Annotated in this window: 21 protein-coding genes and 1 pseudogene; 19 read left to right on the forward strand and 3 right to left on the reverse strand. The window is 63.6% G+C overall.

Going from position 1 to position 26,138, the window contains the following annotated elements; genetic code table 11:
- The 6 genes from K2O51_RS19720 to K2O51_RS19745 all read left to right on the forward strand — a co-directional run bounded on the left by K2O51_RS19720 (nt 1) and on the right by K2O51_RS19745 (nt 6,936).
- Nucleotides 1–1,626: a 3-(methylthio)propionyl-CoA ligase gene (locus K2O51_RS19720; RefSeq protein WP_140949158.1), complete on the forward strand. Its 1,626-nt coding sequence runs from the start codon at nt 1–3 to the stop codon at nt 1,624–1,626.
- 134 nt (nt 1,627–1,760) lie between these two features.
- Entirely contained in the window at nt 1,761–3,011 is a 1,251-nt protein-coding gene (locus tag K2O51_RS19725) for a branched-chain amino acid ABC transporter substrate-binding protein (protein ID WP_011297568.1), read from the forward strand.
- Nucleotides 3,012–3,182: 171 nt separating this feature from the next.
- Complete coding sequence (locus K2O51_RS19730) at nt 3,183–4,130, forward strand: branched-chain amino acid ABC transporter permease (RefSeq protein ID WP_140949159.1); 948 nt, start codon at nt 3,183–3,185, stop codon at nt 4,128–4,130.
- A gap of 3 nt (nt 4,131–4,133) precedes the next feature.
- On the forward strand, nt 4,134–5,453 hold the full coding sequence (locus tag K2O51_RS19735) for a branched-chain amino acid ABC transporter permease (protein WP_011297570.1): 1,320 nt from the start codon (nt 4,134–4,136) through the stop codon (nt 5,451–5,453).
- Nucleotides 5,450–6,223: an ABC transporter ATP-binding protein gene (locus K2O51_RS19740; protein ID WP_011297571.1), complete on the forward strand. Its 774-nt coding sequence runs from the start codon at nt 5,450–5,452 to the stop codon at nt 6,221–6,223. Before K2O51_RS19735 ends, K2O51_RS19740 begins: the two co-directional genes overlap by 4 nt.
- Nucleotides 6,223–6,936 carry an ABC transporter ATP-binding protein gene (locus K2O51_RS19745; RefSeq protein ID WP_011297572.1) on the forward strand — a complete coding sequence of 238 codons (714 nt, stop codon included), beginning with the start codon at nt 6,223–6,225 and terminating at the stop codon, nt 6,934–6,936. Before K2O51_RS19740 ends, K2O51_RS19745 begins: the two co-directional genes overlap by 1 nt.
- A 40-nt stretch (nt 6,937–6,976) precedes the next feature.
- Here K2O51_RS19745 and K2O51_RS19750 read toward each other — a convergent pair whose 3' ends face one another.
- Complete coding sequence (locus tag K2O51_RS19750; RefSeq protein ID WP_140949161.1) at nt 6,977–8,497, reverse strand: amino acid permease; 1,521 nt, start codon at nt 8,495–8,497, stop codon at nt 6,977–6,979.
- 501 nt (nt 8,498–8,998) lie between these two features.
- On the opposite strand from K2O51_RS19750, the gene K2O51_RS19755 reads away from it, so the two are divergent.
- From K2O51_RS19755 to K2O51_RS19815, 13 genes and pseudogenes are all read left to right on the forward strand, one after another.
- Nucleotides 8,999–11,080, forward strand: a complete 2,082-nt coding sequence (locus K2O51_RS19755) for a 3-hydroxyacyl-CoA dehydrogenase NAD-binding domain-containing protein (RefSeq protein WP_140949162.1) — start codon at nt 8,999–9,001, stop codon at nt 11,078–11,080.
- A 34-nt stretch (nt 11,081–11,114) separates the two neighbouring features.
- On the forward strand, nt 11,115–11,753 hold the full coding sequence (gene pncA, locus K2O51_RS19760; RefSeq protein ID WP_011297575.1) for a bifunctional nicotinamidase/pyrazinamidase: 639 nt from the start codon (nt 11,115–11,117) through the stop codon (nt 11,751–11,753).
- A 47-nt stretch (nt 11,754–11,800) separates the two neighbouring features.
- Nucleotides 11,801–12,979 carry an acetyl-CoA C-acyltransferase gene (locus K2O51_RS19765; RefSeq protein ID WP_011297576.1) on the forward strand — a complete coding sequence of 393 codons (1,179 nt, stop codon included), beginning with the start codon at nt 11,801–11,803 and terminating at the stop codon, nt 12,977–12,979.
- A 191-nt stretch (nt 12,980–13,170) separates the two neighbouring features.
- On the forward strand, nt 13,171–15,027 hold the full coding sequence (locus K2O51_RS19770; protein ID WP_011297577.1) for an acyl-CoA dehydrogenase: 1,857 nt from the start codon (nt 13,171–13,173) through the stop codon (nt 15,025–15,027).
- A 52-nt stretch (nt 15,028–15,079) separates the two neighbouring features.
- On the forward strand, nt 15,080–15,862 hold the full coding sequence (locus K2O51_RS19775; protein WP_011297578.1) for an SDR family oxidoreductase: 783 nt from the start codon (nt 15,080–15,082) through the stop codon (nt 15,860–15,862).
- Between the two features lie 66 nt (nt 15,863–15,928).
- A complete protein-coding gene (locus K2O51_RS19780; RefSeq protein ID WP_041679907.1) occupies nt 15,929–16,372 on the forward strand; it encodes a PaaI family thioesterase in 444 nt (147 codons plus the stop codon).
- An 86-nt stretch (nt 16,373–16,458) separates the two neighbouring features.
- Nucleotides 16,459–17,817 (forward strand): serine hydrolase domain-containing protein, encoded by a 1,359-nt coding sequence (locus K2O51_RS19785; protein ID WP_220631528.1) that lies wholly within the window; start codon nt 16,459–16,461, stop codon nt 17,815–17,817.
- Nucleotides 17,818–17,861: 44 nt separating this feature from the next.
- Nucleotides 17,862–18,875 (forward strand): NADP-dependent oxidoreductase, encoded by a 1,014-nt coding sequence (locus K2O51_RS19790; RefSeq protein ID WP_011297581.1) that lies wholly within the window; start codon nt 17,862–17,864, stop codon nt 18,873–18,875.
- A 75-nt stretch (nt 18,876–18,950) separates the two neighbouring features.
- On the forward strand, nt 18,951–19,796 hold the full coding sequence (locus tag K2O51_RS19795; RefSeq protein WP_011297582.1) for a class II aldolase/adducin family protein: 846 nt from the start codon (nt 18,951–18,953) through the stop codon (nt 19,794–19,796).
- Between the two features lie 4 nt (nt 19,797–19,800).
- Nucleotides 19,801–20,613, forward strand: coding sequence for an SDR family oxidoreductase (locus K2O51_RS19800; RefSeq protein WP_011297583.1), 813 nt, complete (start codon nt 19,801–19,803; stop codon nt 20,611–20,613).
- Between the two features lie 92 nt (nt 20,614–20,705).
- Nucleotides 20,706–22,149: pseudogene (locus tag K2O51_RS19805) on the forward strand (IS1182 family transposase).
- A 212-nt stretch (nt 22,150–22,361) separates the two neighbouring features.
- Nucleotides 22,362–23,264, forward strand: coding sequence for an SDR family oxidoreductase (locus K2O51_RS19810; protein WP_140949167.1), 903 nt, complete (start codon nt 22,362–22,364; stop codon nt 23,262–23,264).
- A gap of 29 nt (nt 23,265–23,293) precedes the next feature.
- Nucleotides 23,294–24,226, forward strand: a complete 933-nt coding sequence (locus K2O51_RS19815) for an alpha/beta fold hydrolase (RefSeq protein WP_041679573.1) — start codon at nt 23,294–23,296, stop codon at nt 24,224–24,226.
- 132 nt (nt 24,227–24,358) lie between these two features.
- On the opposite strand, the gene K2O51_RS19820 is transcribed toward K2O51_RS19815, so the two are convergent.
- A complete protein-coding gene (locus K2O51_RS19820; RefSeq protein ID WP_140949168.1) occupies nt 24,359–24,880 on the reverse strand; it encodes an O-acetyl-ADP-ribose deacetylase in 522 nt (173 codons plus the stop codon).
- Between the two features lie 53 nt (nt 24,881–24,933).
- On the reverse strand, nt 24,934–26,082 hold the full coding sequence (locus K2O51_RS19825; RefSeq protein WP_140949169.1) for an iron-containing alcohol dehydrogenase: 1,149 nt from the start codon (nt 26,080–26,082) through the stop codon (nt 24,934–24,936).
- Between the last annotated feature and the right edge of the window lie 56 nt (nt 26,083–26,138).

Below are 26,138 nucleotides of genomic sequence, written 5' to 3' on the forward strand. Positions count from 1 at the left end.
ATGGCATTGATGGGTCAAATGATGAGCGCGCCGCTGCTCATTTCCTCCATCATCCGGCACGCTGCCCGCTATTACGGCAGCACCGAAATCGTCTCGCGACGTACCGAAGGCGACCTTCACCGCTATACCTATCGCGATTGCGAGCTGCGTGCCCGCAAGATGGCCCAGGCATTAGCTGCGCTTGGCGTGCAGCAGGGCGATCGTGTTGGTACCTTGGCCTGGAATGGTTACCGGCACCTCGAAATCTACTATGGCGTGTCGGGCATGGGCGCCGTCTGCCATACGATCAACCCGCGCCTGTTCCCCGAGCAAATTGCCTATATCGTCAATCACGCCGACGATGGTTATGTGTTCTTCGACCTGACTTTCCTGCCGCTTGTGGAAGGCGTGGCGCCGCATTGCCCGAATGTGAAGGGCTGGGTGCTGATGAGCGACCGTGCCCATATGCCGGCGGAGTCCAAGGTGAAGCTGCTGTGCTATGAAGAATTGATCGACGCGCAGGACGGCAACTATGATTGGCCGGACCTCGACGAAAACCAGGCGTCGAGCCTGTGCTACACCTCCGGTACGACCGGCAATCCGAAGGGCGCGCTGTATTCGCACCGCTCGACGGTGCTGCATTCCTACGCGTCCGCGCTGCCCGATGCACTGGGCTGCTCGGCGCGCGACGTGATCCTGCCGGTGGTCCCGATGTTCCATGTCAACGCCTGGGGCCTGCCATATTCGGTGCCGCTCGTCGGTGCGAAGCTCGTGTTGCCTGGCCCCAAGCTGGACGGGGCTTCCGTGTATGAGTTGTTCGAGCAAGAAAAGGTGACCTTCTCCGCCGGCGTGCCGACGGTATGGCTGGGCCTGCTGCAGCATGTGCAGGCCAACAACCTGAAGTTCTCCACCTTCCGCCGCACCGTGATCGGCGGGTCGGCGGTGCCACCGGCAATGATCCGCGCGCTGCGGGCGCTGGATGTCGAAGTCATCCACGGCTGGGGAATGACCGAGATGTCACCACTGGGCACCACCTGCAAGCTGTTGGCCAAGCACGAGGAGTTGTCCGAGGAGGCGTCCCAGAAGGTCCTTGAGAAGCAGGGCCGCGTGCTGTTCGGGGTGGATATGAAGATTGTCGATGGCGACGGCAAGGAGTTGCCCTGGGACGGCAAGGCCTTCGGCGACCTGCTGGTGCGCGGTCCCTGGATCATCGAGCGCTACTTCCGCAATGACACCAATCCGCTCGTCGACGGCTGGTTTCCGACCGGCGACGTGGCCACCATCGATCCCGACGGCTACATGCAGATCACCGACCGCAGCAAGGACGTGATCAAGTCCGGCGGCGAATGGATCTCGTCGATCGATATCGAGAACGTGGCCGCGGCCCACCCGGCCGTGCATATGGCCGCCTGCATTTCCGTGCATCACCCGAAGTGGGACGAGCGCCCGCTGCTGGTCGTGGTGAAGAAGCCGAGCGCCGAAGTCACCAGGGAAGAATTGCTGAAATTCTTTGAGGGCAAGGTCGCCAAATGGTGGATTCCTGACGACGTGGCCTTCGTCAGCGAAATCCCGCTGACCGCTACCGGCAAGATGCAGAAGCTCAAGCTGCGCGACCAGTTCAAGGACTACCGCCTGCCGACAGCCTGAGGCGGAACGGGCATTCGCCACGCCGTGCCTGCTTGCGGCACGGTGTTGGCGAGGCAGCCGGGCGAGCAACAACAGGGTCCGCCCGGCGAGCCGCAATCGACGACAAGCCAACGACAAGAGTGAAGGAGACAGGTATGACCAAAATGCGTCCGCTGGTGGCTGGCGTGGCCGTGTTCGCGGCACTGGGTTCTGCGCTGGTTTCAGGCACGGCACTCGCAGATACGGTGAAGATTGCCTTCATCGATCCGCTTTCGGGGCTGATGGCCCCCGTTGGACAGAACCAACTCAAGAGCTGGCAGTACGTGGCCGAGGTAGCCAACCAGAAGGGTTGGGGTGGCCCGCACAAGTTCGAGGTAGTGGGCTTCGACAACAAGCTGTCGCCGCAGGAGAGCCTGACCATCCTCAAGCAGGTGGCCGACCAGGGCATCCGCTACATCGTCCAGGGCAACGGCTCGTCGGTGGGCCTGGCGTTGGAAGACGCCGTTGCCAAGCACAACGAGCGCAATCCGGGCAAGGAAATCGTCTACCTGAACTACGCAGCGGTAGACCCGGACATGACCAACAGCAAGTGCAACTACTGGCATTTCCGGCTCGACGCGAACTCGGACATGAAGATGGAGGCCCTGACCACGTACCTGGCCAAGGACCCCAACGTCAAGAAGGTCTACCTGATCAACCAGAACTACTCGTTCGGCCACCAGGTCGCGCGCGCGGCCAAGGACTACCTGAAGCGCAAGCGTCCGGATATCCAGATCGTCGGAGAAGACCTGCATCCGCTCGCGCAGGTGAAGGACTTCGCGCCGTACGCGTCCAAGATCAAGGCGTCGGGCGCCGATACGGTGATTACGGGCAACTGGGGCAGCGACCTCGCGCTGCTGATCAAGGCGGGCAAGGACGCCGGCCTGACCACCAACTACTACACGTACTACGCCGGCACCACCGGCGTGCCGACCGCCATGGGCGCCGCCGGTGCCGATCACGTCAAGTACGTGGGCTACTACAACCCGAACAACGAGGGCTTCAAGGGCGCCGACATCATCGAGGGCTACAAGAAGAAGTACAACGACGACTTCTACGTGATGGCCGCCTACACCGGCGTGGCCATGCTGGCCAAGGCGGTGAAGGAATCCGGTTCCACGGATCCGGTCAAGGTCGCCAAGGCCATGGAAGGCATCAAGGTCGACAGCATGAATGGCCCGGTCGAGATGCGAAAGACCGACCACCAGGCCCAGCAGTCGCTCGTGGTGGCCACCTGGACCAAGGTCAACGGCAAGGACATCAAGTTCGACCAGGAAAACACCGGCTACGGCTGGAAGACCAATGCGCTGATGGACCAGTACGTTGCCGCGCAGCCGACTTCCTGCCAGATGAAGCGGCCGGGCTGATCCTGCCCACGGCGGGCCGGCCGGCAGCATAAAGCCGGCCGCCCGATCCTGCATACTTTCGGTAGAAGACCGGGGAGCGTCCGGGCATGCATGCCATGCCCGGCAGGATGCGCTCACCCTTGTTCAAACCGGATGGCCGCGCTGTGGCGCAGCCAGATTGAAGGATACGTTGTGGAATTCTTCGTCATTTCTTTGCTGAACGGCATCAGCTACGGGCTGCTGCTGTTCATGCTCTCGTCTGGCCTCACGCTGATCTTCAGCATGATGGGTGTGCTCAACTTCGCGCACGCGAGCTTCTACATGCTCGGGGCCTACTTTGCCTACACCGTTGCCAGCAAGATAGGATTCTGGCCGGCGCTGATCCTGGCGCCGCTGCTGGTGGCATTTGCCGGCGCGCTCGTGGAACGCTTCGGCCTGCGCGCCGTGCACAAGTACGGGCATGTGGCCGAGCTGCTGTTCACGTTCGGCCTGGCCTACCTGATCGAAGAAGGGGTCAAGCTCGTCTGGGGCCTGGCTGCCGTGCCATACCGTATTCCGGCCGAACTCGACGGGCCGCTGTTCACGGTATTCACGTCGTCGTTCCCGAAATACCGAGCATTCATGATGCTGGTCTCGCTGGGCATGCTCGTGGCGATCTATCTCGTGCTCACGCGCACGCGCATCGGCCTCGTGATCCAGGCGGCGCTGACGCATCCGGAGATGGTGGAAGCGCTTGGCCACAATGTGCCGCGCGTGTTCATGATGGTGTTCGGCGGGGGCGCGGCGCTGGCCGGACTTGCCGGCGTGATCGGTGGCAATGCCTTTGTCACCGAGCCATCGATGGCGGCGGCAGTCGGGTCGATCGTATTCGTGGTCGCGGTGGTGGGCGGCATGGGTTCACTGGTGGGGGCGTTTATCGCTTCTATCCTGATCGGCGTGCTGCAGACGTTCGCCGTGACCATCGATGCGTCGCTGGCCGGCCTCTTCCACAGCATTGGCCTGGCCGTCAGCGACGCCACGCCGTTCTACTCGCTGTGGAAGCTGACCGTGGCCCAGGTGGCGCCGGTGCTGCCTTATCTGCTGCTGGTGCTGATGCTGATCTTCCGGCCGCGAGGTCTGATGGGAACCCGGGAGAGCTGAGCCATGAGAATCGAATCGACAATGGAACAACGCCGCGGGCCGGTCGTGACCGGCCGTACCATGCGCTACAAGCCGCTCAACCTTGCGCGCTGGGTGATCTGGAGCCTGACCATACTGGTCATGCTGGTGCTGCCGCTGATCTTTACCGGCGGGTTTGCGATCACGCTGATGTCCCAGATGGGCATCATGATCATCTTTGCGCTGTCGTACAACATGCTGCTCGGCCAGACCGGCATGCTGTCGTTCGGGCACGCCGTGTATTCGGGCCTCGGCGCCTTCATTGCCGTGCACGTGCTCAATATGCTGGGCGCGGGCAAGGTGTGGCTGCCCGTGTCGATGCTGCCGCTTGTGGGCGGCCTGGCCGGCGCATTCTTCGGCGTGCTGTTCGGCTACGTGACCACCAAGAAGTCGGGCACGACGTTCGCCATGATCACCATGGGCATCGGCGAGATGGTGTTTGCCAGTTCGCTGATGTTCCCCGAGTTCTTCGGCGGCGAAGGCGGCATCTCTACCAACCGCGTGGTGGGTGACCCATTCCTTGGCATCACGTTCGGTCCCGGCCGTCAGGTCTACTACCTGATCGCCGCGTGGTGCCTGGTGTCGATGGTGGCGATGTATGCGTGGACGCAGACGCCGCTTGGCCGCATTGCCAACGCGGTACGCGATAACCCTGAACGTGTCGAGTTCATCGGGTACAACACGCAGCGTGTGCGCTACCTCGTGCTGATCCTGTCGGCGTTCTTCGCCGGCATCTCGGGCGCGCTGTCGGCGATCAACTTCGAGATCGTATCGGCCGAAAATGTGAGCGCCGTACGCTCGGGCGGCGTGCTGCTCGCGGCGTTCATCGGTGGCGCCGGCGTGTTCTTCGGGCCGATCATCGGCGCGGTGGTATTCATGCTGTTCGCGGTTGCACTGTCGGACCTGACCAAGGCGTGGCTGCTGTACCTGGGCCTGTTCTTCGTGCTGATGGTGATGTTCGTACCGGGCGGCATCGCGAGCCTGCTGCTGATGCAGATGCCGCTGGTGGCCAAAGGCAAGTTCAAACAGATGCTGCCGTCCTACGGGCGTGCCGCAGCGGCAGGCGTGGTGCTGCTCGCAGCCATGATCCTGACCGTGGAACTGGTCTACAAGGTTCAGGTCGACAGCGCCAACGGCACCGACATGTCGCTGTTCGGCATCGCTTTCGATGCCGGCAAGCCTATGGCCTGGGCGGTCGCGGCCGCCCTGTGGGTGGCGGGGTTGTTGGCGTGGCGCATGGCGGCGGCGCGCGTGCGCACGGCATGGGACAAGGTGCACGGTGAAATCGCGGGAGGCAGGGCATGACAGCGGCACTGGAACTGACCGATGTACGCAAGAAGTTCGGCCAGACGGAAATCATCCGTGGCGTGAACCTGTCGATTGGCAAGGGCGAGCGCCACGCGCTGATCGGCCCGAACGGCGCCGGCAAGTCGACCACGTTCAACCTGATCTCGGGACGCTTTGCGCCGACCAGCGGTTCGGTGCGCCTGAACGGGCAGGAGATCGGGGGCCTGCAGCCATTCGCGATCAACCGCATGGGGCTGTCGCGGAGCTTCCAGATCACCAATATCTTCCACCGGCTGTCGGTGTTCGAGAACCTGCGCTGCGCGGTGCTCTGGTCGCTCGGCTACAAGTACTCGTTCTGGCACCGGCTGTCAGCGCTGCGCGATGCGCGCGAGCGTGCCGAGGAAGTGCTCGAACTGATCGGCATGCAGCATCGCCGCGACTCGCAGGCCGGCTTGCTGACCTACGCGGAGCAGCGCGCGCTGGAAATCGGCATCACGATCGCGGGCGGCGCCGATGTGATCCTGCTCGACGAGCCCACGGCGGGCATGAGCCGCTCGGAATCGGACCACGCGGTCGAACTGATCCGCAAGGTTACGTCAGGCAAGACACTCGTGATGGTGGAGCATGACATGAGCGTAGTGTTCGGGCTGGCCGACCGCATCTCGGTGCTGGTCTACGGCGAGGTGATCGCCACCGACACCCCGCAGGCCATCCGCAACAATCGCAAGGTCAAGGAGGCATATCTGGGTACCACGCTCGACGAAGCCGCGACTGAAGGAGCGCACTGATGGCAAAACGCATGCTCGAAGTCCAGGGGCTGCATGCCTATTACGGCAAGAGCCATATCCTGCATGGCGTCGATGCGCATATCGATGAGGGCGAGATCGTTGCGCTGCTCGGGCGCAATGGCGTGGGTCGGTCGACCATGGCCAAGGCGATCCTCGGCATGGTCAAAGCGGAGGGGTCGGTGCGCTTGCGCGATGAAGAGATCCTCGGACGCCGTACCTTCGAGATCGCGCATCTCGGCATTGGCTATGTCCCCGAGAATCGCGATATCTTCCCGACGCTGACCGTGCGCCAGAACCTGCTGCTCGGTGAAAAGCGCAACCCGCGCCAGTCGAAGCCGCGCTGGTCGATCAACGACATGTTCCAGATGTTCCCGCGCCTGAAGGAACGCGAGAACACTGCCGCAGGTGTGCTGTCAGGCGGCGAGCAGCAGATGCTGACGCTGTGCCGCACGCTGATGGGCGATCCCGACCTGATCCTGATCGATGAGCCTACCGAAGGCCTGGCGCCGATGATCGTGACACTGGTCGGCGATTACCTCAAGACGCTGAAGGAGCGCGGCGTGTCGGTGCTGCTGATCGAGCAGAAGCTGGCCATTGCGCTCGATATTTCGCAGCGTGTGTATGTGATGGGCCATGGCCACATCGTGTTCGAGGGAACGCCGACCGAACTGAAGGCCAATGCGCAGGTGCGCAAGGAGTGGCTGGAGGTGTAATGCCGCAGGTTGCGTCCGTGCCGGGCGGACGCGCCTGACATCACACTTGTGCCGCTTGCCCGGCAATGACTTTTGCCGTCTTCGGCAACTCGAACGGCATATCCTCATAGTCGATCAGCCGCGTCTTCCTGACGATGCGGTACCCCAGCCACAGCGCCAGGAACACCGGCACCCCGATGTACGTCGCAATGATTTCCGGCCAGCGGTTCGGAATGTCCGCGAATGCCTGGTAGTTCTGTCCCGCCACGATCACCAGGCACAGCACGCCCGCAAAGATTGGGCCGAACGGATAGAGCGGCGAGCGGTACGCCAGCGCGTTGATGTCATAGCCTTGATAGACCAGTCCGCGCCGGAAGCGGTAGTGGCTCAGGGCGATACCGAACCATGCGAAGAAGCCCGTCATGGCCGATGTGTTCAGCAGCCACAGGTACACGGCCTTGTCGCCGAACAGCGAACTGAAGAAGCACAGCGCGCCGACGGCGGTGGTGACCAGCAGCGCATTGAACGGTACGCCGTTCACGGTCAGCTTGCCCAGCCAGCGCGGGGCGCGTCCGCTCACAGCCAGGCCGTAGAGAATACGCGTGGAGACGTACATGCTCGACGTGCCCGCCGACAGCAGCGCGGTCAGCACTACGGCGTTCATCAGGCCGGCGGCAAAGGCCAGCCCGGCCTGGCGGAACACCAGGGCGAACGGGCTCACGCCGACGTCGGTCACATCATTGCGCAGCAGGTTCGGATCGGTATAGGGAATCAGCACGCCGATGACCAGGATCGCGATCACGTAGAACAGCAGGATGCGCCAGAAGGTCTGGCGGATCGCGCGCGGGATCGTTCTGGCCGGATCCTGCGCTTCGCCGGCAGCTACGCCCACGGTCTCGGTGCCCTGGAACGAAAACCCGGCGATCATCGCCACGCCGATCATGGCAGGGATGCCGCCGACGAACGGCGCGTCGCCGGTCGTGAAGTTGTGCCAGCCGGATTGCGGGCCGCCCTTCATGATGCCGAAGATCATCAGCAGCCCCACGCCCAGGAACACGATCACCGTGATCACCTTGATCAGCGCGAACCAGTACTCGGCTTCGCCGAAGCCGCGCACCGAGAACGCGTTGAGCGCGAACATCAGCAGCAGGAAGCCCGCGCTCCAGACCATGCCGGGCATGCCGGGGAACCAGAACTGCATCACCAGTTGCGCGGCGGTGAGTTCCACCGCGATGGTCACGGCCAGGCTGAACCAGTAATTCCAGCCGAGCGCAAAGCCGAAACCTTCCTCGACATAGAGCGCGCTGTAGGTGACGAACGAGCCAGCCACGGGCATGTGGACGGCCAGTTCGCCAAGGCTGGTCATCAGGCAATACACCATGAAGCCAAGCAGGGCGTACATCAGAAGCGCGCCGCCGGGACCAGCCTGTGCGATGGAGGCGCCGGATGCGACGAACAACCCGGTGCCAACCGCGCCGCCGATTGCGATCATGGTGAGATGGCGCGCCTTGAGCTTGCGCTGAAGGTCGTCGTGCTCGACGACCGGATGCTGGTGAGGATGAGGATGGGAGTGGGAAGACATCAGGGTCGCTGGAACTTCGCCTGCCCGGACAACTTATGGATGTCCGGGGTCGAAAAATGAAAAGCCGCGAGTCTAACGTGTCTTTTTTAGCGGATCGCTCGTCCGCATCAAATAAAGTCGCATACTGACCCCGATGCCCTGCGTGGATGTTGTGAAAGTGCTGTAACCGACGTGCGACGTTTCGGCGATTACTTGACTTGCCAACGTTTCCCCAACGCCCGTACTGCTGCTCTCATGCACGCCGCGAAGGAGCGAAATAAAGCGCGCGCATGGTGGTCAAATTGCGCAAAAATTAAAATTGAACGACCGTGCTATTTTGTGTATGCTGTGTTTCGCCCGTCGGCTGAAACGCTTGTCGGGCGTGGGAATGCGGAGGGTTTACCCTTCCATCGCGGCTTCGGCCGCTAGTGGTGAAGCGGCCGAGACAGGCCGGCAATGCAGCAAACAACCATATTCGAGAATTCGAATCCCGAGACAACCCAAGACACCAAAGGAACCAGCATGACAGCGCAGTATCAGGTTCAGGACGGCGTAGCCGTCATCACGCTCGACAATCCTCCTGTCAACGGCCTGGGTCACAGCACCCGGCTTGGCATCGTCGATGGCATGACCCGTGCGCTGGACGATGCGGCCGTCAAGGCCATCGTCATCACCGGCGCCGGCAAGGCATTCTCGGGCGGCGCCGATATCCGCGAATTCAATACGCCCAAGGCCACGCAGGAACCGACGCTGCATTCGGTGATCCGCGTGATCGAGGGTTCCTCCAAGCCGGTGGTGGCTGCAGTCCACTCGGTGGCAATGGGCGGTGGCCTGGAACTGGCCCTGGGCTGTAACTACCGCGTGGCTTCGAAGGGTGCGCAGATCGCGCTGCCGGAAGTCAAGCTGGGCCTGCTGCCCGGCGCCGGCGGCACGCAGCGCCTGCCGCGCGTGATCGGCCTGGAAGCGGCTGCCAACATGATCGTGTCGGGCACCGCCGTGCCGTCCGAGAAGTTCGCCGGCACCAAACTGTTCGATGAAATCGTCGATGGCGATGTCCTGCCCGCCGCGGTCAAGTTCGCGCAAAACGTCGCGGCTGCGCCCGGCCCGTACCCGAAGGTGCGCGACCTGAAGGTCCGTCACGAGAACCCGGAAGGCTTCCTCGGCTTTGCCAAGACCACCGTTGGCGCCATGGCCAAAAACTTCCCGGCGCCGCTGAAGTGCCTGGAAGCCGTGGCTGGCTCGCTCAAGCCGTTCGAGCAAGGCCTGAAGGAAGAGCGCGATGGCTTCCTGTACCTGGTGACCACGCCGGAATCGCGCGCGCTGCGCCATGCGTTCTTCGGTGAGCGCGCCGCCAGCAAGATCCCGGACGTGCCGTCGGACACGCCAGTCCGCAAGATCGAAAAGATCGCCGTGATCGGCGCCGGCACCATGGGTGGCGGCATCAGCATGAACTTCCTGAACGCCGGCATCCCGGTCACGATCCTGGAAACCAAGCAGGAAGCGCTGGATCGCGGCATTGGCATCATCCGCAAGAACTACGAGAACAGCGCCAAGAAGGGCAAGCTCACGCAGGAGAAGGTCGAGCAGCGCATGGGCCTGCTGTCGACCACGCTCTCCTATGACGACATCAAGGACGCGGACATGGTCATCGAGGCCGTGTTCGAAGAAATGGGCGTCAAGGAAATTGTGTTCAAGAAGCTGGACGAAGTGATGAAGCAAGGGGCGATCCTGGCTTCGAACACCTCGACGCTCGACGTGGACAAGATCGCCTCGTTCACCAAGCGTCCGCAGGACGTGGTCGGCATGCACTTCTTCAGCCCGGCCAACGTGATGAAGCTGCTGGAAGTCGTGCGCGGCGCGAAGACCGGCAAGGACGTGCTGGCCACCGTGATGGCGATCGGCAAGAAGATCAAGAAGACCGCTGTGGTGTCGGGCGTGTGCGACGGCTTTATCGGCAACCGCATGATCGAGCAGTACAGCCGCCAGGCCGGCTACCTGCTGGACGAAGGCGCGCTGCCCGAGCAGGTCGACCGTGCTATCGAAAAGTTCGGTTTCGCCATGGGCCCGTTCCGCATGGGCGACCTGGCCGGCAACGACATCGGCTGGGCGATCCGCAAGCGCCGCGCGGTGGACAAGCCTGACATCCAGTACAGCAAGACCGCTGACCTGCTGTGCGAAATGGGCCGCTATGGCCAGAAGACCGGCGCGGGCTGGTACGACTACAAGGCGGGCGACCGCAAGCCGTACCCGAACCAGCAGGTCAACGACATGATCGTGCAGCACTCCAAGGACCTTGGCATTACGCGCCGCAAGATTTCCGACGAGGAGATCGTCGAGCGCCTGGTGTTCGCGCTGGTCAACGAAGGCGCGAAGATCCTGGAAGAAGGCATTGCTTCGAAGGCCTCGGATATCGATATGGTGTACCTGACCGGCTACGGCTTCCCGCTGTTCCGCGGCGGCCCGATGCTGTATGCAGACCAGGTCGGCCTGTACAACGTCGCGCTGTCGATGAAGAAGTACGCCAAGGGCTACCACGGCGAAGCCTGGCAAGTCGCGCCGCTGCTGCAGAAGCTGGCGGACGAGGGCAAGGGCTTCAACGACTGAAGCCAAGGCAGCAGCAAGGCTGACGGAGGCGAACATGAGACCCGGTCCGGATGACTGCCTGCTGGTAGTCGACGTGCAGAACGACTTCATGCCAGGCGGCGCGCTTGCCGTGCCGCGTGGCGATGAGATCGTGCCTGTCGTCAACCGGCTCGCGCATGCATTCCCGCACGTGGTGCTGACGCAGGACTGGCACCCGGCGGACCATGTCTCGTTTGCCGCCAACCATGCCGGTACCGAGCCGTTCCAGATGCTCGCGTTGCCGTATGGCCAGCAGGTGCTGTGGCCGGTCCATTGCGTGCAGGGCACAACGGGTGCGGCGTTCCACGCCGGGCTCGACGTGCCCCACGCCCGGCTGGTGATCCGAAAGGGCCATCACACGGGCGTGGACAGCTACTCCGCCTTCATGGAGGCGGACCGCAGCACGCGCACCGGACTGGCCGGCTACCTGCGAGAGCACGGCGTGAAGCGCGTGTTCCTGGCCGGACTGGCGACGGACTACTGCGTGGCGTGGAGCGCGCTCGATGCGCGCGCTGCAGGCTTCGACGCCGTGTTGATCGAGGATGCGTGCCGTGCCATCGACCTTAACGGGTCGCTGGCGCAGGCGTGGCAGGACCTCGCAGCCGCTGGTGTCAAGCGCATCCACGCGGCCGAACTGCTGCAAGCCCCGGGCTGAACCGAACTAACCGAACTGAAAGACACCAAGATTCCGAGGAGCAAGACATGAACGAGGCAGTCATCGTATCCACCGCCCGCACCGGGCTGGCCAAGAGCTGGAAGGGCGCGTTCAACATGACCCATGGCGCGACGCTCGGCGGCCACGCCGTGGAGCACGCCATTGCGCGCGCAAAGATCGAAGCCGGCGAAGTGGAAGACGTGCTGATGGGCTGTGCCAACCCCGAAGGCGCCACCGGCTCCAACATCGCCCGCCAGATCGCCTTGCGTGCGGGTTGCCCGGTCACCGTGCCGGGTGCGACCGTGAACCGCTTCTGCTCGTCCGGCCTGCAGACCATTGCTATGGCGGCGCAGCGCGTGATCGCCGATGAAGGCGATATCTTCGTGGCCGGCGGCGTGGAAAGCATCTCCTGCGTCCAGGCGGAAATGAACCGCCACATGCTCGCCGATCCGTGGCTGGTCAAGAACAAGCCGGAAATCTACTGGAACATGCTCCAGACCGCCGAGAACGTGGCCAAGCGCTACAACATCTCGAAGGATCGCCAGGACGAGTACGGCGTGCGCAGCCAGCAGCGCGCCGCCGCCGCCCAGGAAGCCGGCAAGTTCAAGGACGAGATCGTGCCGATCACGGTGCTCGCAGGCGTGGCCGACAAGTCCACGGGCCAGTTGGTCACGAAGGAAGTGACGCTGGACCGCGACGAAGGCATCCGTGGCGACACCACGCTGGAAGCCGTGTCGAAAATCCGTACTGCCGTGCCGGGTGGCGTGGTCACCGCCGGCAATGCGTCGCAGTTCTCGGACGGTGCTTCGGCTGCCGTGGTGATGAACGCGCGCGTCGCCGCCGCCAAGGGCCTGCAGCCGCTGGGCGTGTTCCGCGGCTTTGCCGTGGCGGGTTGCGAGCCCGATGAAATGGGCATCGGCCCGGTGTTCGCGGTGCCCAAGCTGCTGAAGAAGGCGGGCCTGAAGGTCGACGACATTGGCCTGTGGGAGCTGAACGAAGCCTTCGCCGTGCAGGTGCTGTACTGCGCTGACAAGCTGGGCATCCCGATGGATCGCCTGAACGTCAACGGTGGCGCTATCGCGGTGGGCCACCCGTATGGCGTGTCGGGTGCTCGCCTGGTCGGCCATGCGCTGATTGAAGGCAAGCGCCGTGGCGTGAAGTACGTCGTCGTGACGATGTGCATCGGCGGCGGGCAGGGCGCGGCCGGGTTGTTCGAAGTGCTGTAAGTCTGGTTTGCTTCCCTCTCCCGTGCGCGGGAGAGGGAGCACCCATGTAGTCACTGAAAGGCAGGCGTTCCTGCAAATTCAATACCGCTCCAGGGTCATTCCCATTCGATAGGGATTTCTCGCACCCTCGGGCGCGCCAGCAAGACAAGAAGAACCGCGGTGCGCCACGCAGCGCCCCGCATGGAGACACCATGTCGCTGATCCTTTCCCGCCGTGACCTGAATTTCGTCCTGTACGAATGGCTCAAGGCGGACGAATTGACCCGCATTCCCCGCTACGCCGACCACTCGCGCGAGACTTTCGACGCGGCGCTGGATACGTGCGAGAAAATCGCCACCGACCTGTTTGCGCCCCACAACAAGAAGAACGACCAGCACGAACCCGAATTCGACGGCGAGACCGTCACCATCATTCCCGAAGTCGGCACGGCGCTGAAGGCGTTCTGCGAGGCTGGGCTGATGGCCGCCGGACAGGACTACGAAATCGGCGGCATGCAGCTGCCGGTGCTGGTCGAGAAAGCAGGCTTTGCGTACTTCAAGGGCGCCAACGTCGGCACGAGTTCCTACCCGTTCCTGACCATCGGCAACGCCAACCTGCTGCTTACGCACGGCACGCCCGCGCAGATCGATACCTTCGTCAAGCCCGAAATGGAAGGCCGCTTCTTCGGCACCATGTGCCTGTCGGAGCCGCAGGCCGGTTCGTCGCTGTCGGACGTCACCACGCGTGCCGAGTACGAAGGCGAATCGCCGCTCGGCGCGCAATACCGTCTGCGCGGCAACAAGATGTGGATCTCGGCCGGCGAGCACGAACTGTCGGACAACATCGTGCATCTGGTGCTGGCCAAGATTCCGGGGCCGGACGGAAAGCTGGTGCCGGGCGTGAAGGGCATCTCGCTGTTCATCGTGCCAAAGTACCTCGTCAACGCGGACGGCTCGCTCGGCGAGCACAACGACGTGGTGCTGGCCGGCCTGAACCACAAGATGGGTTACCGTGGCACCACGAACTGCCTGCTGAATTTCGGCGAGGGCATGAAGTACAAGCCGGCCGGCAAGGCTGGCGCCATCGGCTATCTGGTCGGCGAGCCCGGCAAGGGCCTTGCCTGCATGTTCCACATGATGAACGAGGCCCGCATCGGCGTGGGCCTCGGCGCGGTCATGCTCGGCTATACCGGCTATCTGCATGCAGTCGACTATGCGCGCAATCGTCCGCAAGGCCGCCCGGTCGGCCCCGGCGGCAAGGACCCGGCAAGCCCGCAGGTGAAGCTCGTCGAGCATGCCGATATCCGCCGCATGCTGCTCGCACAGAAGAGCTATGTGGAAGGCGGCCTCGCGCTGAACCTGTATTGCGCGAAGCTGGTCGACGAAGAGCGCGCCGCGTCCGCCGATGCGGTCAAGCATGAACAGCTTTCGCTGCTGCTCGATATCCTGACCCCGATCGCCAAGAGCTGGCCGTCGCAGTGGTGCCTCGAAGCGAACAACCTGGCTATCCAGGTCCATGGTGGCTATGGCTATACCCGCGAGTACAACGTCGAGCAGTTCTACCGCGACAACCGCCTGAACCCGATCCATGAAGGCACGCACGGCATCCAGGGCCTGGACCTGCTGGGCCGCAAGGTCGTGATGAAGGACGGCGCCGCATTCCGCCTGCTGGGCGAGCGTGTGCGCGAGACCTGCGAATGCGCACTGTCGAGCGGCGACAAGGAGCTGGGCAGCCAGGCGCGCGCGCTTGGTGCTGCGGCGACACGTCTTGCCGAGGTCACGAAGGTGCTGTGGAGCGCCGGCGATGCCAACGTGACGCTGGCCAATGCGAGCATCTACCTGGAAGCGTTCGGCCACGTGGTGGTCGCATGGATCTGGCTGGAGCAGGCACTGGTCGCGCAAGCTGCGCTGGCAGGTGGCGCCAGCGGCGAGGACGAAACCTTCTATCGCGGCAAGCTTGCCGCGGCCACGTACTTCTCCCGCTGGGAACTGCCCAAGGTCGGCCCGCAGCTCGAACTGCTGGCTACGCTGGACCGTACCACGCTGGATATGCAGGACGCCTGGTTCTGACCCGCGCCGCTATCCGTGTCCACGACATCGAGGAACATCAGGGAACCCAATCATGCGTACCATCCAGCAACTATTTGACCTGAAGGGCCGTACCGCGCTCGTGACCGGCGGTTCGCGCGGGCTTGGCCTGCAGATTGCCGAAGCACTGGGCGAGCAAGGTGCGCGCGTGGTGCTTTCCGCGCGCAAGGCCGACGAACTGCAGGCCGCGCAGGCACACCTGAAAGCGCGCGGCATCGAGGCCGACTGGATCGCCGCCGACGGCGCACAGGAAGCCGATATCGCGCGCCTTGCCGACGAAGCACTGGCGAAGCTCGGCCACATCGACATCCTCGTCAACAATGCCGGCGCTACCTGGGGCGCTCCCGCCGAAGACCACCCGGTCGAAGCCTGGGACAAGGTCATGAACCTGAACATCCGCGGCCTGTTCCTGTTGACGCAGCGCATCGGCAAGCTGTCGATGATTCCGCGCCGCTACGGCCGCATCATCAACGTGGCATCGATTGCCGGTCTCGCCGGCAACCCGCCGGGGTCGATGGAAACCATTGCCTACAACACCTCCAAGGGTGCCGTGGTCAACTTCACGCGCACGCTGGCGGGCGAGTGGGGCGAGCACAACATCACCGTCAATGCGCTGGCGCCGGGCTTCTTCCCGTCGAAGATGACCAAGGGCTCGCTCGATCGCCTGGGCGTGGATGCCATGTGCGAAGGCGTGCCGCTGCACCGCCTTGGCGACGACGAAGACCTGAAGGGCGCCGCGCTGCTGTTCGCGAGCGACGCGGGCAAGCACATTACCGGCCAGATCCTGGCCGTGGACGGTGGCGTCAGCGCAGTCTGATCGCATGGTCTAATGGCGGGTGGCTGCGCCTGGCGTGGCGCCCGTCTCATTGAACCTGACAAGACCATGACGCAACACAACGGATTCCCGAACCGTATTCCCTTCCTGTCCGAACTTGGCGTGACCTGCAACCGCAGCGAAGGGGGGCGAAGCGAACTTGAACTCGCGCTGGAAGAGCGCCACCAGAACAGCTGGGACATGGCCCACGGCGGCGTGCTCATGACACTGCTCGACGTGGCCATGGCGGTGGCCGGCCGCTCGGCCGACACGCTCGGGCGCGGCCTGGTCACCATCGAAATGAAGACCAGTTTCATGGCGCCCGGACGCGGTACGCTCAGTGCACGCGGCGAATGCGTGCACCGGACCACGACCATGGCGTTCTGCGAGGCCGAGATCGTCGATGCCGACGGCAAGACCGTGGCGCGCGCGTCCGGCACGTTCAAGTACGTGAAGCGGATTCCGCCGCAGCGCACGGCCGACGATGGCGCGGACACCGGCGCCGACGGCTGATCGAAACTAACGGGGCAGGAGCCGGCGCAGACCGGCAGGCAATGCAGCAGTCGAAGTCAACACAACAAGATTGATCGGGAGACACGATGCAGAAGACAGCTGGCGCCGCGCGGCGCCTGATTGCCACCCTGAGACTTCGCGCCCTTGGCGCGCTCGGAGCGGGCGTACTGGCGGCGAACTCGCCGGTGCACGCCCAGGCCACCCCGGCCGCACCGCCTTCTTTCCCGGACGCCGCCGCCACCGACCCCATCACGCTCGGGTGGATGCAGGGTTTCCCGCCGCCGGCCGACAAGCAGATCGGCTTCAATATCGCGAGCAGCCGCTTTCCGCGCCAGCGCTGGAGCTTTTCGCATATGCGCGAGCTGGTGCCGACTGCGGCCGTCTGGCATGGCCGCGCCGGTGTGAGCGCGTTGCCACGCGCGGAGCGCGATATCAGCGCTGTGCCGTTCACGGACGCCGACGGCAGCCGCCGCATGTTCTCCGACATGCTGGCACTGACCTACACCGACGGCATCCTCGTGATGCACAAGGGCAAGGTGGTCTACGAACGCTATTTCGGCGCGCTGGACGACCACACGCCGCACCTTGCCATGTCGGTGACCAAGTCCTTCGTGGGCACGCTGGCGGCCGTGCTCGCTGCGGACGGCAAGCTCGACCCGGCCGCGCCGGTCACGCGCTATGTGCCCGAGATGGCTGGCACTGCCTACGGCGATGCTACGGTCCGCCAGGTCATGGACATGACCGTGGGCGTCAGGTATTCGGAAAACTATGCCGACCCGAAGGCGGAAGTCTTCGACTACGCGCGTGCCGGCGGCATGCTGCCGCGCGATGCCGCTTACACAGGGCCACAGAATTTCTATGACTTCCTGAAGACGCTGCAAAAGGAAGGCGAACACGATCAGGCCTTCGCCTACAAGACCGTGAATGCCGAGGTGCTCGCGTGGATCGTCAAGCGCGCGTCGGGTCAGTCGCTGGCGAAGCTGCTGTCCGATCGCGTCTGGCAAAAGATGGGCGCCGAGAGCGATGCCTACTTCACCGTCGACAGCATCGGCACCGAATCGGGCGGCGGGGGCCTCAACACCACCCTGCGCGACCTCGCTCGCTTCGGTGAAACCATGCGCAACCAGGGCCGCTTCAATGGCCAGCAGGTGATTCCCGCATCGGTCGTCCAGGAAATCAGTGGTGGCGGCGACCGTGCCAAGTTCGCCAAGGCCGGCTACGCCACGCTGCCGGGCTGGAGCTACCGCGACATGTGGTGGGTATCCCACGACGACCACGGCGTCTATGAAGCGCGCGGCATCCATGGTCAGCGCATCTATATCGATCCCAAGGCGCAGATGACCATTGTGCGCTACGCCTCGCACCCGATTGCGGCCAACGCCGCCAATGACCCCGTGACCCATCGCGCTTACCGCGCGCTGGCGATGGAGCTGATGAAGCAATAACCGCGGCACAACCCCCGCCGCGTTTCCCTTTACAAGGATCTGACATGTCCACCAATACGTTCAAGCGCATCGTCCTGGCATCGCGCCCCGAAGGCGCCGTGACGCCGGCCAACTTCCGCCTCGAGGAAGTACCCGTGCCGGAGCTTGCCGACGGCCAGGTGCTGGTGCGCAACCATTACCTGTCGCTGGACCCGTATATGCGCGGTCGCATGAACGACAGCAAGTCGTACGCCACGCCGCAGCCGCTGAACGAGGTGATGATCGGCGGCACGGTGGGCGAAGTCGTCGCGAGCAAGAACAGCAAGTACAAGGCCGGCGACAAGGTGGTCGGCATGTTCGGCTGGCAGGAAATGGGCGTGAGCGACGGCACCGGCATGCAACCGGTCGATACCACGCATATCCCGCTGTCGGCGTATCTCGGTTCAGTCGGTATGCCGGGCGTGACGGCATGGTACGGCCTGAACAAGATCATTCAGCCGAAGGCGGGCCAGACGGTGGTCGTCAGCGCTGCGTCGGGCGCTGTGGGCAGCGTCGTCGGGCAACTGGCCAAGCTGGCCGGCTGCCGCGCCGTGGGGTTTGCCGGCGGCAAGGACAAGTGCGACTACGTGGTCAATGAGCTGGGCTTCGACGCGTGTATCGACTACAAGGCCGCCAAGGATTCCAAGGAGCTCTACACGATGCTCAAGGAAGCCACGCCCAATGGCATCGACGGCTACTTCGAGAACGTGGGCGGTGACATCCTTGATGCCGTACTGACGCGCATGAATGCGTTCGGCCGCATTGCCATGTGCGGCATGATCGCGGGCTATGACGGCCAGCCGCTGCCGCTGAAGAATCCGCAGCTGATCCTGGTCTCGCGCCTGACCGTCGAAGGCTTCATCGTTTCCGAACACATGGAGGTGTGGCCGCAGGCGCTGAAGGAGCTGGGCACGGCCGTCGCGCAGGGCAAGCTCAAGTTCCGCGAATCGGTCGCGCAGGGCCTGGAAAGCGCGCCGGAAGCATTCATGGGCCTGCTCAAGGGCAAGAACTTCGGCAAGCAGCTGGTGAAACTGGTGTAAGCGCCAGGGCGTCGCCGGCCGGGCCTGGCGCCCGGTCGGCGGACCTGCGCACAACGACTACCACAGGAGACACGCATGAACGCCCCGCAAGCCCATCCCGCAGCCGCCGACGAAATCGGCGCCGGCCTGTCCGAAGAGGTCAAGGCCCGCTACCGCAACCTGCCGCGGCCGCCGGAGTTCGACACGCCCGCGCAGGAACGCCTCCATCGCAAGCAACGCCTTGCCGCGGCGTTCCGGCTGTTTTCGAAGTTCGGCTTCGACGAAGGCGTCGCCGGCCACATCACGGCGCGCGATCCCGAGCATACCGACACGTTTTGGGTCAACCCGTTCGGCGTGCATTTCAGCCAGGTGAACGTGTCGAACCTGATCCGCTGCGACCATCACGGCAACGTGGTGGAAGGCGACTATCCGGTCAACGCAGCAGCCTTTGCAATCCATTCACGCGTGCACCAGACGCGTCCGGACGCGGTCGCCGCCGCGCACTCGCACAGCACGTATGGCCGCGCATGGTCCACGCTGGGCCGCCCGCTCGACCCGCTCACGCAGGACGTCTGCGCGTTCTATAACGACCATGCCGTCTATGACGATTTCGGCGGCGTGGTGGTGGAGCTGGACGAGGGCCAGCGCATTGCCAATGCGCTGGGATCGAACAAGGCCGCCATCCTGCAGAACCACGGGCTGCTGACGGTCGGTAAGACCGTCGACGAGGCCGCGTGGTGGTTCATCACGATGGAGCGCTCGTGCCAGGTGCAATTGCTGGCGGAAGCCGCTGCCGCGCGCACCAATGCGCCGCTCAAGTTCATCTCCGAGGCCGCAGCGAGCCAGGCCTATTCGATCGTCGGTACCGCGCAGGCGGGCTGGTTCCAATTCCAGCCGTTGTACGCCCGCATCGTCAAAGAACAGCCCGACCTGCTGGACTGAAGCCATGGCCCCGTTCACCGGCAGGGTGGTACTGATCACGGGTGCGTCGGACGGCATTGGCGCGGAACTCGCGATGCTGCTGGCACAGCAGGGCGCCCGGCTCGCACTGGCCGCGCGCCGCCTGGACATGCTGCATGCGCTGGCCAGCCGCATCCAGGCCATGCACCCGCATGCCGAGGTCGCCGTATGGCGCACCGATGTGTCCGATGAGTCCGCCTGCACGCGCCTCGTTGCGGACGTCGTTGCGTATTACGGCGGCCTTGACGTGCTGGTCAACAACGCCGGCGTATCCGCGCACGGCTACTTCGAGCAGGTGTCCGACTACGGCTATTACGAGACCGTCATGCGCGTGAACTACTTCGGCGCGATGTGGTGCACGCGCGCTGCCTTGCCTCACTTGCGCGCGCGCCGTGGCCTGATGGTGGCCGTATCGAGCCTGGCCGGCAAGGTCGGCGTGCCTGGGCGTACCGCGTATTCGGCCAGCAAGTTTGCACTGGCCGGCTTCTGCGAAGCGCTGCGCTGCGAACTGCACGGCAGCGGCGTCGATATCTGCGTGGTGTTTCCTGGCGTGGTCGCGACGGATACGCGGGTCAACGGCTTCGGCCCCGATGGCCGCGCGCTTGGCGAAAGCCGGCTGCGTGAGGACGATGCCATGACCGCGCAGGAATGCGCGCGCCAGATGCTGGCCGCGATGACCGCGCGCAAGCGCGAACTGGTGATGACGGCTAAAGGTCGGCTGGGGCAGTGGCTTAAGTTGCTGGCTCCGGCGATGGTGGATCGCATGGCGCTGAAGGCGCTGAAACAGGCAGGCCGCTGAGCCGGGCCAAAGAAGGTCCGATAAGGACCGAGGGTGTGTGAAAACGTCTCGATCACCTAGACTGGATCAACGCATTCAGATTGGGGGACCGGATGAAGCGATTCATAGAAGGGGAAGATCGCAAGCAAGCTACGCTGCTTCCTGAATGCCTCGATGATTTCATTGCCGAGGAGAACCCCGCCAGGATCATCGACGCGTTCGTTGAAGAGTTGGATCTCGAGTCGCTCGGGTTCGAAGGTGCCAATCCTTCAACAACGGGTCGCCCCTCTTATCATCCTGCCGTCCTGTTGAAGATCTACATCTATGGCTACCTCAACCGGATCCAGTCCAGCCGCCGCCTGGAGCGCGAATGCCAACGCAATATAGAGCTGATGTGGCTTACCGGTCGACTGGCGCCGGACTTCAAGACGATTGCAGACTTCCGCAGGGATAACGGCGCGGGCATTCGCAATGTCTGCCGTCGTTTCATAGTTCTGTGCCACGATCTAAAGTTGTTCTCGCAGGCCCTGGTCGCCATCGACGGTAGCAAGTTCAAGGCAGTCAATACTCGGGACCGCAATTTCACTGCGGGCAAGGTTGATAAGCGCCAGCAGCAAATCGAGGAAAGCATCCAGCGATATCTGAGCGCGCTGGAGACTGCGGATCGCACACAGCCGGCGGAGATAGAACTCAAAACATCTCGACTGCGCGAGAAGATTGCGCACCTCCGTCAGCAGATGCATCGCCTTGACCAGATAAAGGAAGAGCTCAAGACTCTGCCAGATGGTCAGATCTCGATGACTGATCCTGATGCGCGTTCGATGGCAACAAGTGGAAAGGGCTCTGGAATAGTCGGCTACAACGTACAGATGGCCGTTGATGCCAAGCACCATCTGATCGTCGCTCACGAGGTCACAAATGCCGGCAGCGACCGGGCGCAGCTTAGCTCCATGGCTCAAGCAGCTCGCGATGCGATGGGTAAGACCAAGCTTAAAGCCATAGCTGATCGTGGCTACTTCAGTGGGCTGGAGATCAAGGAATGCGAGGATACGGGCATTGCTGCCATCTTGCCCAAACCAGCAAGGTCTAGCGCGAAGGTGGGCGGTCGATTCGTTCGGGCGGACTTCATCTACATTGCCAGGGACGATGAATATCAATGTCCCGCCGGTGAACGTGCGATATACCGCTTCACCAGAGAAGAACATGGACTGCAGATACGCCGCTACTGGAGTAGTGCTTGTCCTCAGTGCACCATGCGGTCTCAATGCACGCCGAGTCCGTACCGGCGCATCTCCAGATGGGAGCATGAGGAAGTTCTGGAGGCCGTCCAGCGCCGGCTCGACAAGACGCCGGATGCAATGACGGTTCGCAGGCGAACCGTCGAGCATGTCTTCGGGACCTTCAAACATTGGATGGGCTACACGCACTTTCTGACGCGCACGCTACCGAATGTAGGTACTGAAAAGCCTGCATGTTCTGGCGTACAACCTGAAGCGCGTCCTTCGAATTCTCGGATTCTCGAAAACAATGAAGGCCATGCGCCTGGTGGGTGCGTAAGCACTCATTTGCGCCCAAAAAATGGGCTGAAGATCGCCCTCAGGGGAGCTATTAGGGCTGTTCGCACGCGTTTCGACGTCGTCCCACGACCGGAATGACCGAGAATTCGATAAGACAGGCTACGCCCCGGAGGGGACACACATTGGTGCGATTCGAGAGACGTTTCCACACGGCCTCGACCTGTACACGACATAGCGAGAGGGGACAAACACATGAATCAATTCGAAGGCCGAGTGGCCGTCATCACGGGCGGCGCGTCCGGTTTCGGCAAGGAGTTCGCACGCATCGGCGCCGGGCTGGGCATGAAGCTGGTGCTGGCCGATGTCCAGCAGGATGCGCTGGATGCAACCGTGGCCGAACTGAGGGCACAAGGCGCGGATGTAATCGGCTTGCGCACTGATGTTTCGCGCGGCGAGCAGGTGCAGGCGCTGGCCGATGCGGCCATGGAGCGCTTCGGGCAGGTCAACCTGCTGTTCAACAACGCGGGCGTTGGCGCGGGCGGCCTGTTGTGGGAGAACTCGCTGAAGGACTGGGAGTGGGTCCTGGGCGTGAACCTGTATGGCGTGGTCCACGGCGTGCGCATCTTCACGCCGCTGATGCTGGCCGCCGCCGCCAAGGATCCGACCTATCAGGCCCACATCGTCAACACGGCCTCGATGGCCGGCATGCTGAGCCCGCCGGCCATGGGCGTGTACAACGTATCGAAGCATGCCGTGGTGACGCTGACCGAAACGCTCTACCAGGACCTGGGCCTCGTCACGGAGCAGGTGCGTTGCTCGGTGCTGTGCCCGTACTTCGTGCCGACCGGCATCAACCAGTCGCAGCGCAACCGTCCCGCGGACCTGACCAACGATGCGCCGCCCACGCGTTCGCAGATGGTGTCGCAGGCGCTGACGGACAAGGCGGTCACGTCGGGCAAGGTCACGGCCGAGGACGTGGCACAGAAGACCTTCGATGCGATTCGTGCGGAAAGCTTCTATATTTATTCGCACCCGCAGGCCCTCGCGCCCGTGCAGCAACGTTTCGAGGACATCATCGGCCAGCGCAATCCCGGCGATCCGTTCGCGGACAAGCCCGAGGTACGCGCAGGACTGGTTGCCGCGTTGCGCGGCTGATCGACGAACCAACCACACGAGGCCCGCGCATGGAGACCCCCATGACCGCTCCCGCCGTCATCCGTCATCTGCAGTTCGCCAACCTGCCAAATGGCACGCGCCTGCACTACGCCAGCGCCGGAGAGCGCGGCAAGCCGCTGATGCTGTTCGTGCATGGATTCCCGGAATTCTGGTTCGAATGGGAAGCGCAGCTTGCCGAATTCGGTCGCACCCATTTCGCGGTCGCACCGGACCTGCGCGGCTTCAACCTGTCGAGCAAGCCCGAAGCGGTAGAGGCCTACCGCCCGCGCCATATCGTCGAGGACCTGGTGCAGTTCGTCGGCGCCCTCGGCTATGAGCGTTGCATCGTGGTTGCGCATGACTGGGGTGGGGCTGTCTGCTGGAACCTTGCCATTCAGTTTCCGCAACTGGTCGAGCAACTGGTCATCATCAATTCACCGCATCCGTATCTGTTCGCGAAGGCGCTGGCCAACGATCCGCAGCAGCAGGCAGCGTCGGCCTATATGAACTGGCTGCGCCGGCCAGGTTCTGAAGCGGTGCTTGCCGCAAACAACTTCGCCATGCTGGAAAGCATGCTGACGGCCGGCGGCGAGCAGCCCGCACCGTGGTTCAGCGGCGAGACGCGCGAGAAGTATCTGGCGGCCTGGGCGCAGCCTGGCGAAGGCAGCGCGCATTCGTTGTCGGGCGGGGTCAACTATTACCGTGCGTCGCCGATGCATCCGCCCGGGCCGGGAGAGGCGCCACCGGACATCTCGCGGCTCGATCCGGCGGCGTTCGTAGTTCGCGTGCCTACGTTCGTGATCTGGGGAGAGAGGGACCGGGCGCTGCCCAAGTCATTGCTGGACGGGTTGGATCAGTTCGTGCCGGATATGCGGCTAGAGCGCATTCCGGATGGCACGCATTGGGTAGTGCATGAGGAGCCGGAACTGGTGAGCCGGTTGATTCGTAGTGCTTTGAAGTAGGTTGGTGGGTTCTGGTCGGACTGGGGCGCCGCCGACTTCTGTCGCTCGGACAAGAAGTAAGTCGCCGGCTACGCCGGCGAAACAGCGGCGCCGGTCAAGGGCGATAACCCAGACTCGACCAGAAGCCCCCACTCACGCTAACCTTTCGCGATAGAGCCGATAATTCTCTTCATCAAAACAAACAAACGTCACCTGCTCAATCCCAGGCGCCGCCGCCAGCGCATCACGCACGGCCCGAATGGCAATATCCGCCGCGCGCTCGCGTGGAAAGCCATAGATGCCTGTGCTGATATTCGGAAACGCCACCGTACGCAGATGATGCTCGGCTGCAAGCCGAATACTGTTTCGATACGCGCTTGCCAGTTGCTTATCTTCATCCCGCGAACCGCCATGCCATACCGGCCCGACCGCATGAATCACGTAAGGCGCCGGCAGCAGCCCGCCGGTGGTGATCACCGCTTCGCCGGTCGGGCAGCCGCCCTGTGCGTCGCGGATGGCCTTGCAGGCCGCCATGATCGCGGGGCCGCCGGCCCCGTGGATCGCGCCATCCACGCCGCCCCCGCCTAGCAGCCCGCTATTCGCCGCATTGACGACGGCATCAACTTCCATCCGGGTGATGTCTCCATGCACAACCTGCAAGTGTTCACCTGTCATTCGCTGTCTCCCGCAGTGGATGAATGTCCCGGGCCGGCCAGGGCCAGGCAGGCCTACATGGACGCTCCAAGCATACGCCGATAATCCGCCGCGCTGGCCTCTTTTGGATTGGTCTTGTGGCAGTGGTCGAGCAGGGCGCCCGCAATCACCTTGTCGAACATGTCTTCGGTGACGCCCATCTGGCGCAGCCCGGTCGGCAGCCCCAGCCGGGCCGTCATGTCGTGCACGGCCTGGGCGACGTCGGCGCCTTCGGGCAGGTGCATGGCGCGGCGCAGGCGCGCGTAGCGGTCATCGCGCACCACGGTGGGCGCGTCGGCGTTGAAGCGCAGCACCGCGGGCATGACCACCGCGTTGAGGGTGCCGTGGTGCAGGCCGGTCTTGCCGTCGATCTTCAGGCCGCCGAGCGGGTGCGACAGCGAATGCACGCAGCCAAGGCCCTTCTGGAACGCCATGGCGCCCTGCATGGATGCGCTCATCATGTTGAGCCGCGCGTCGCGGTCCTTGCCGTCGCGCGTGGCGCGTTCGATGTGGGCCCAGCCTCGCTCCAGGCCATCCAGCGCAATGCCGTCGGCGGGCGGGTTGAAGGCCGGTGCCAGGAAGGTCTCGACGCAATGGGCAATGGCGTCCATGCCGGTCGCGGCGGTCAGGCCCGCAGGCAGCCCCAGCGTGAGTTCCGGGTCGCAGATGGCCGATTTCGGCAGCAGGTGCCACGAATGGAAGCCGAGCTTGCGCCCGTCTTCGAGGATGATGATCGCGCCGCGCGCCACTTCGCTGCCCGTGCCCGATGTGGTCGGCACGGCGATCAGCGGCGCGGCGCGCTCGGTGATCTTCGTGCTGCCGCCTTCGATGGTGGCGTAGGTAGTCAGTTCGCCCGGGTGCGTGGCGAGGATCGCGATGCCCTTGGCGAGATCGATCGACGAACCGCCGCCGACCGCCACCAGCCCGTCGCAGCCTGCGTCACGGTACTGCTCGGCGGCCTTGCGCACCATGGCTTCCGTCGGATTCGACGGCGTCTCGTCAAACACCGCCACCGGCAGGCCCTGCATCGCGTCGATCGCTCGCTGTGCCACGCCGGCTGCGACCACGCCCTTGTCCGTCACTAGCAGCGGGCGGCGGATGCCGATGCGTTCACATTCGGCCTTCAGCAGGCTCACGGCGCCGAAGTCGAGATGAATGTGCGTCAGATAGTAGATAAAGGCCATGGTTCGCTATCTCCTGCGGCGATCTGCCGCGAATTTTGCATTCTGAGAAAAACTGG

Origin of the sequence: Cupriavidus pinatubonensis (assembly GCF_019602855.1) — a bacterium.
Classification (GTDB): domain Bacteria; phylum Pseudomonadota; class Gammaproteobacteria; order Burkholderiales; family Burkholderiaceae; genus Cupriavidus; species Cupriavidus pinatubonensis.

What these genes read in the sequence shown, in the direction of transcription:
- K2O51_RS19800 (WP_011297583.1), top strand. Translation starts at nt 19,801, where the DNA reads ATGGCCCCGTTCACCGGCAGGGTGGTACTGATCACGGGTGCGTCGGAC.
- K2O51_RS19755 (WP_140949162.1), top strand. Translation starts at nt 8,999, where the DNA reads ATGACAGCGCAGTATCAGGTTCAGGACGGCGTAGCCGTCATCACGCTC.
- K2O51_RS19780 (WP_041679907.1), top strand. Translation starts at nt 15,929, where the DNA reads ATGACGCAACACAACGGATTCCCGAACCGTATTCCCTTCCTGTCCGAA.
- K2O51_RS19740 (WP_011297571.1), top strand. Translation starts at nt 5,450, where the DNA reads ATGACAGCGGCACTGGAACTGACCGATGTACGCAAGAAGTTCGGCCAG.
- pncA (WP_011297575.1), top strand. Translation starts at nt 11,115, where the DNA reads ATGAGACCCGGTCCGGATGACTGCCTGCTGGTAGTCGACGTGCAGAAC.
- K2O51_RS19820 (WP_140949168.1), bottom strand. Translation starts at nt 24,880, where the DNA reads ATGACAGGTGAACACTTGCAGGTTGTGCATGGAGACATCACCCGGATG.
- K2O51_RS19795 (WP_011297582.1), top strand. Translation starts at nt 18,951, where the DNA reads ATGAACGCCCCGCAAGCCCATCCCGCAGCCGCCGACGAAATCGGCGCC.
- K2O51_RS19825 (WP_140949169.1), bottom strand. Translation starts at nt 26,082, where the DNA reads ATGGCCTTTATCTACTATCTGACGCACATTCATCTCGACTTCGGCGCC.
- K2O51_RS19785 (WP_220631528.1), top strand. Translation starts at nt 16,459, where the DNA reads ATGCAGAAGACAGCTGGCGCCGCGCGGCGCCTGATTGCCACCCTGAGA.
- K2O51_RS19815 (WP_041679573.1), top strand. Translation starts at nt 23,294, where the DNA reads ATGGAGACCCCCATGACCGCTCCCGCCGTCATCCGTCATCTGCAGTTC.
- K2O51_RS19775 (WP_011297578.1), top strand. Translation starts at nt 15,080, where the DNA reads ATGCGTACCATCCAGCAACTATTTGACCTGAAGGGCCGTACCGCGCTC.
- K2O51_RS19765 (WP_011297576.1), top strand. Translation starts at nt 11,801, where the DNA reads ATGAACGAGGCAGTCATCGTATCCACCGCCCGCACCGGGCTGGCCAAG.
- K2O51_RS19745 (WP_011297572.1), top strand. Translation starts at nt 6,223, where the DNA reads ATGGCAAAACGCATGCTCGAAGTCCAGGGGCTGCATGCCTATTACGGC.
- K2O51_RS19810 (WP_140949167.1), top strand. Translation starts at nt 22,362, where the DNA reads ATGAATCAATTCGAAGGCCGAGTGGCCGTCATCACGGGCGGCGCGTCC.
- K2O51_RS19750 (WP_140949161.1), bottom strand. Translation starts at nt 8,497, where the DNA reads ATGTCTTCCCACTCCCATCCTCATCCTCACCAGCATCCGGTCGTCGAG.
- K2O51_RS19735 (WP_011297570.1), top strand. Translation starts at nt 4,134, where the DNA reads ATGAGAATCGAATCGACAATGGAACAACGCCGCGGGCCGGTCGTGACC.
- K2O51_RS19720 (WP_140949158.1), top strand. Translation starts at nt 1, where the DNA reads ATGGCATTGATGGGTCAAATGATGAGCGCGCCGCTGCTCATTTCCTCC.
- K2O51_RS19790 (WP_011297581.1), top strand. Translation starts at nt 17,862, where the DNA reads ATGTCCACCAATACGTTCAAGCGCATCGTCCTGGCATCGCGCCCCGAA.
- K2O51_RS19725 (WP_011297568.1), top strand. Translation starts at nt 1,761, where the DNA reads ATGACCAAAATGCGTCCGCTGGTGGCTGGCGTGGCCGTGTTCGCGGCA.
- K2O51_RS19770 (WP_011297577.1), top strand. Translation starts at nt 13,171, where the DNA reads ATGTCGCTGATCCTTTCCCGCCGTGACCTGAATTTCGTCCTGTACGAA.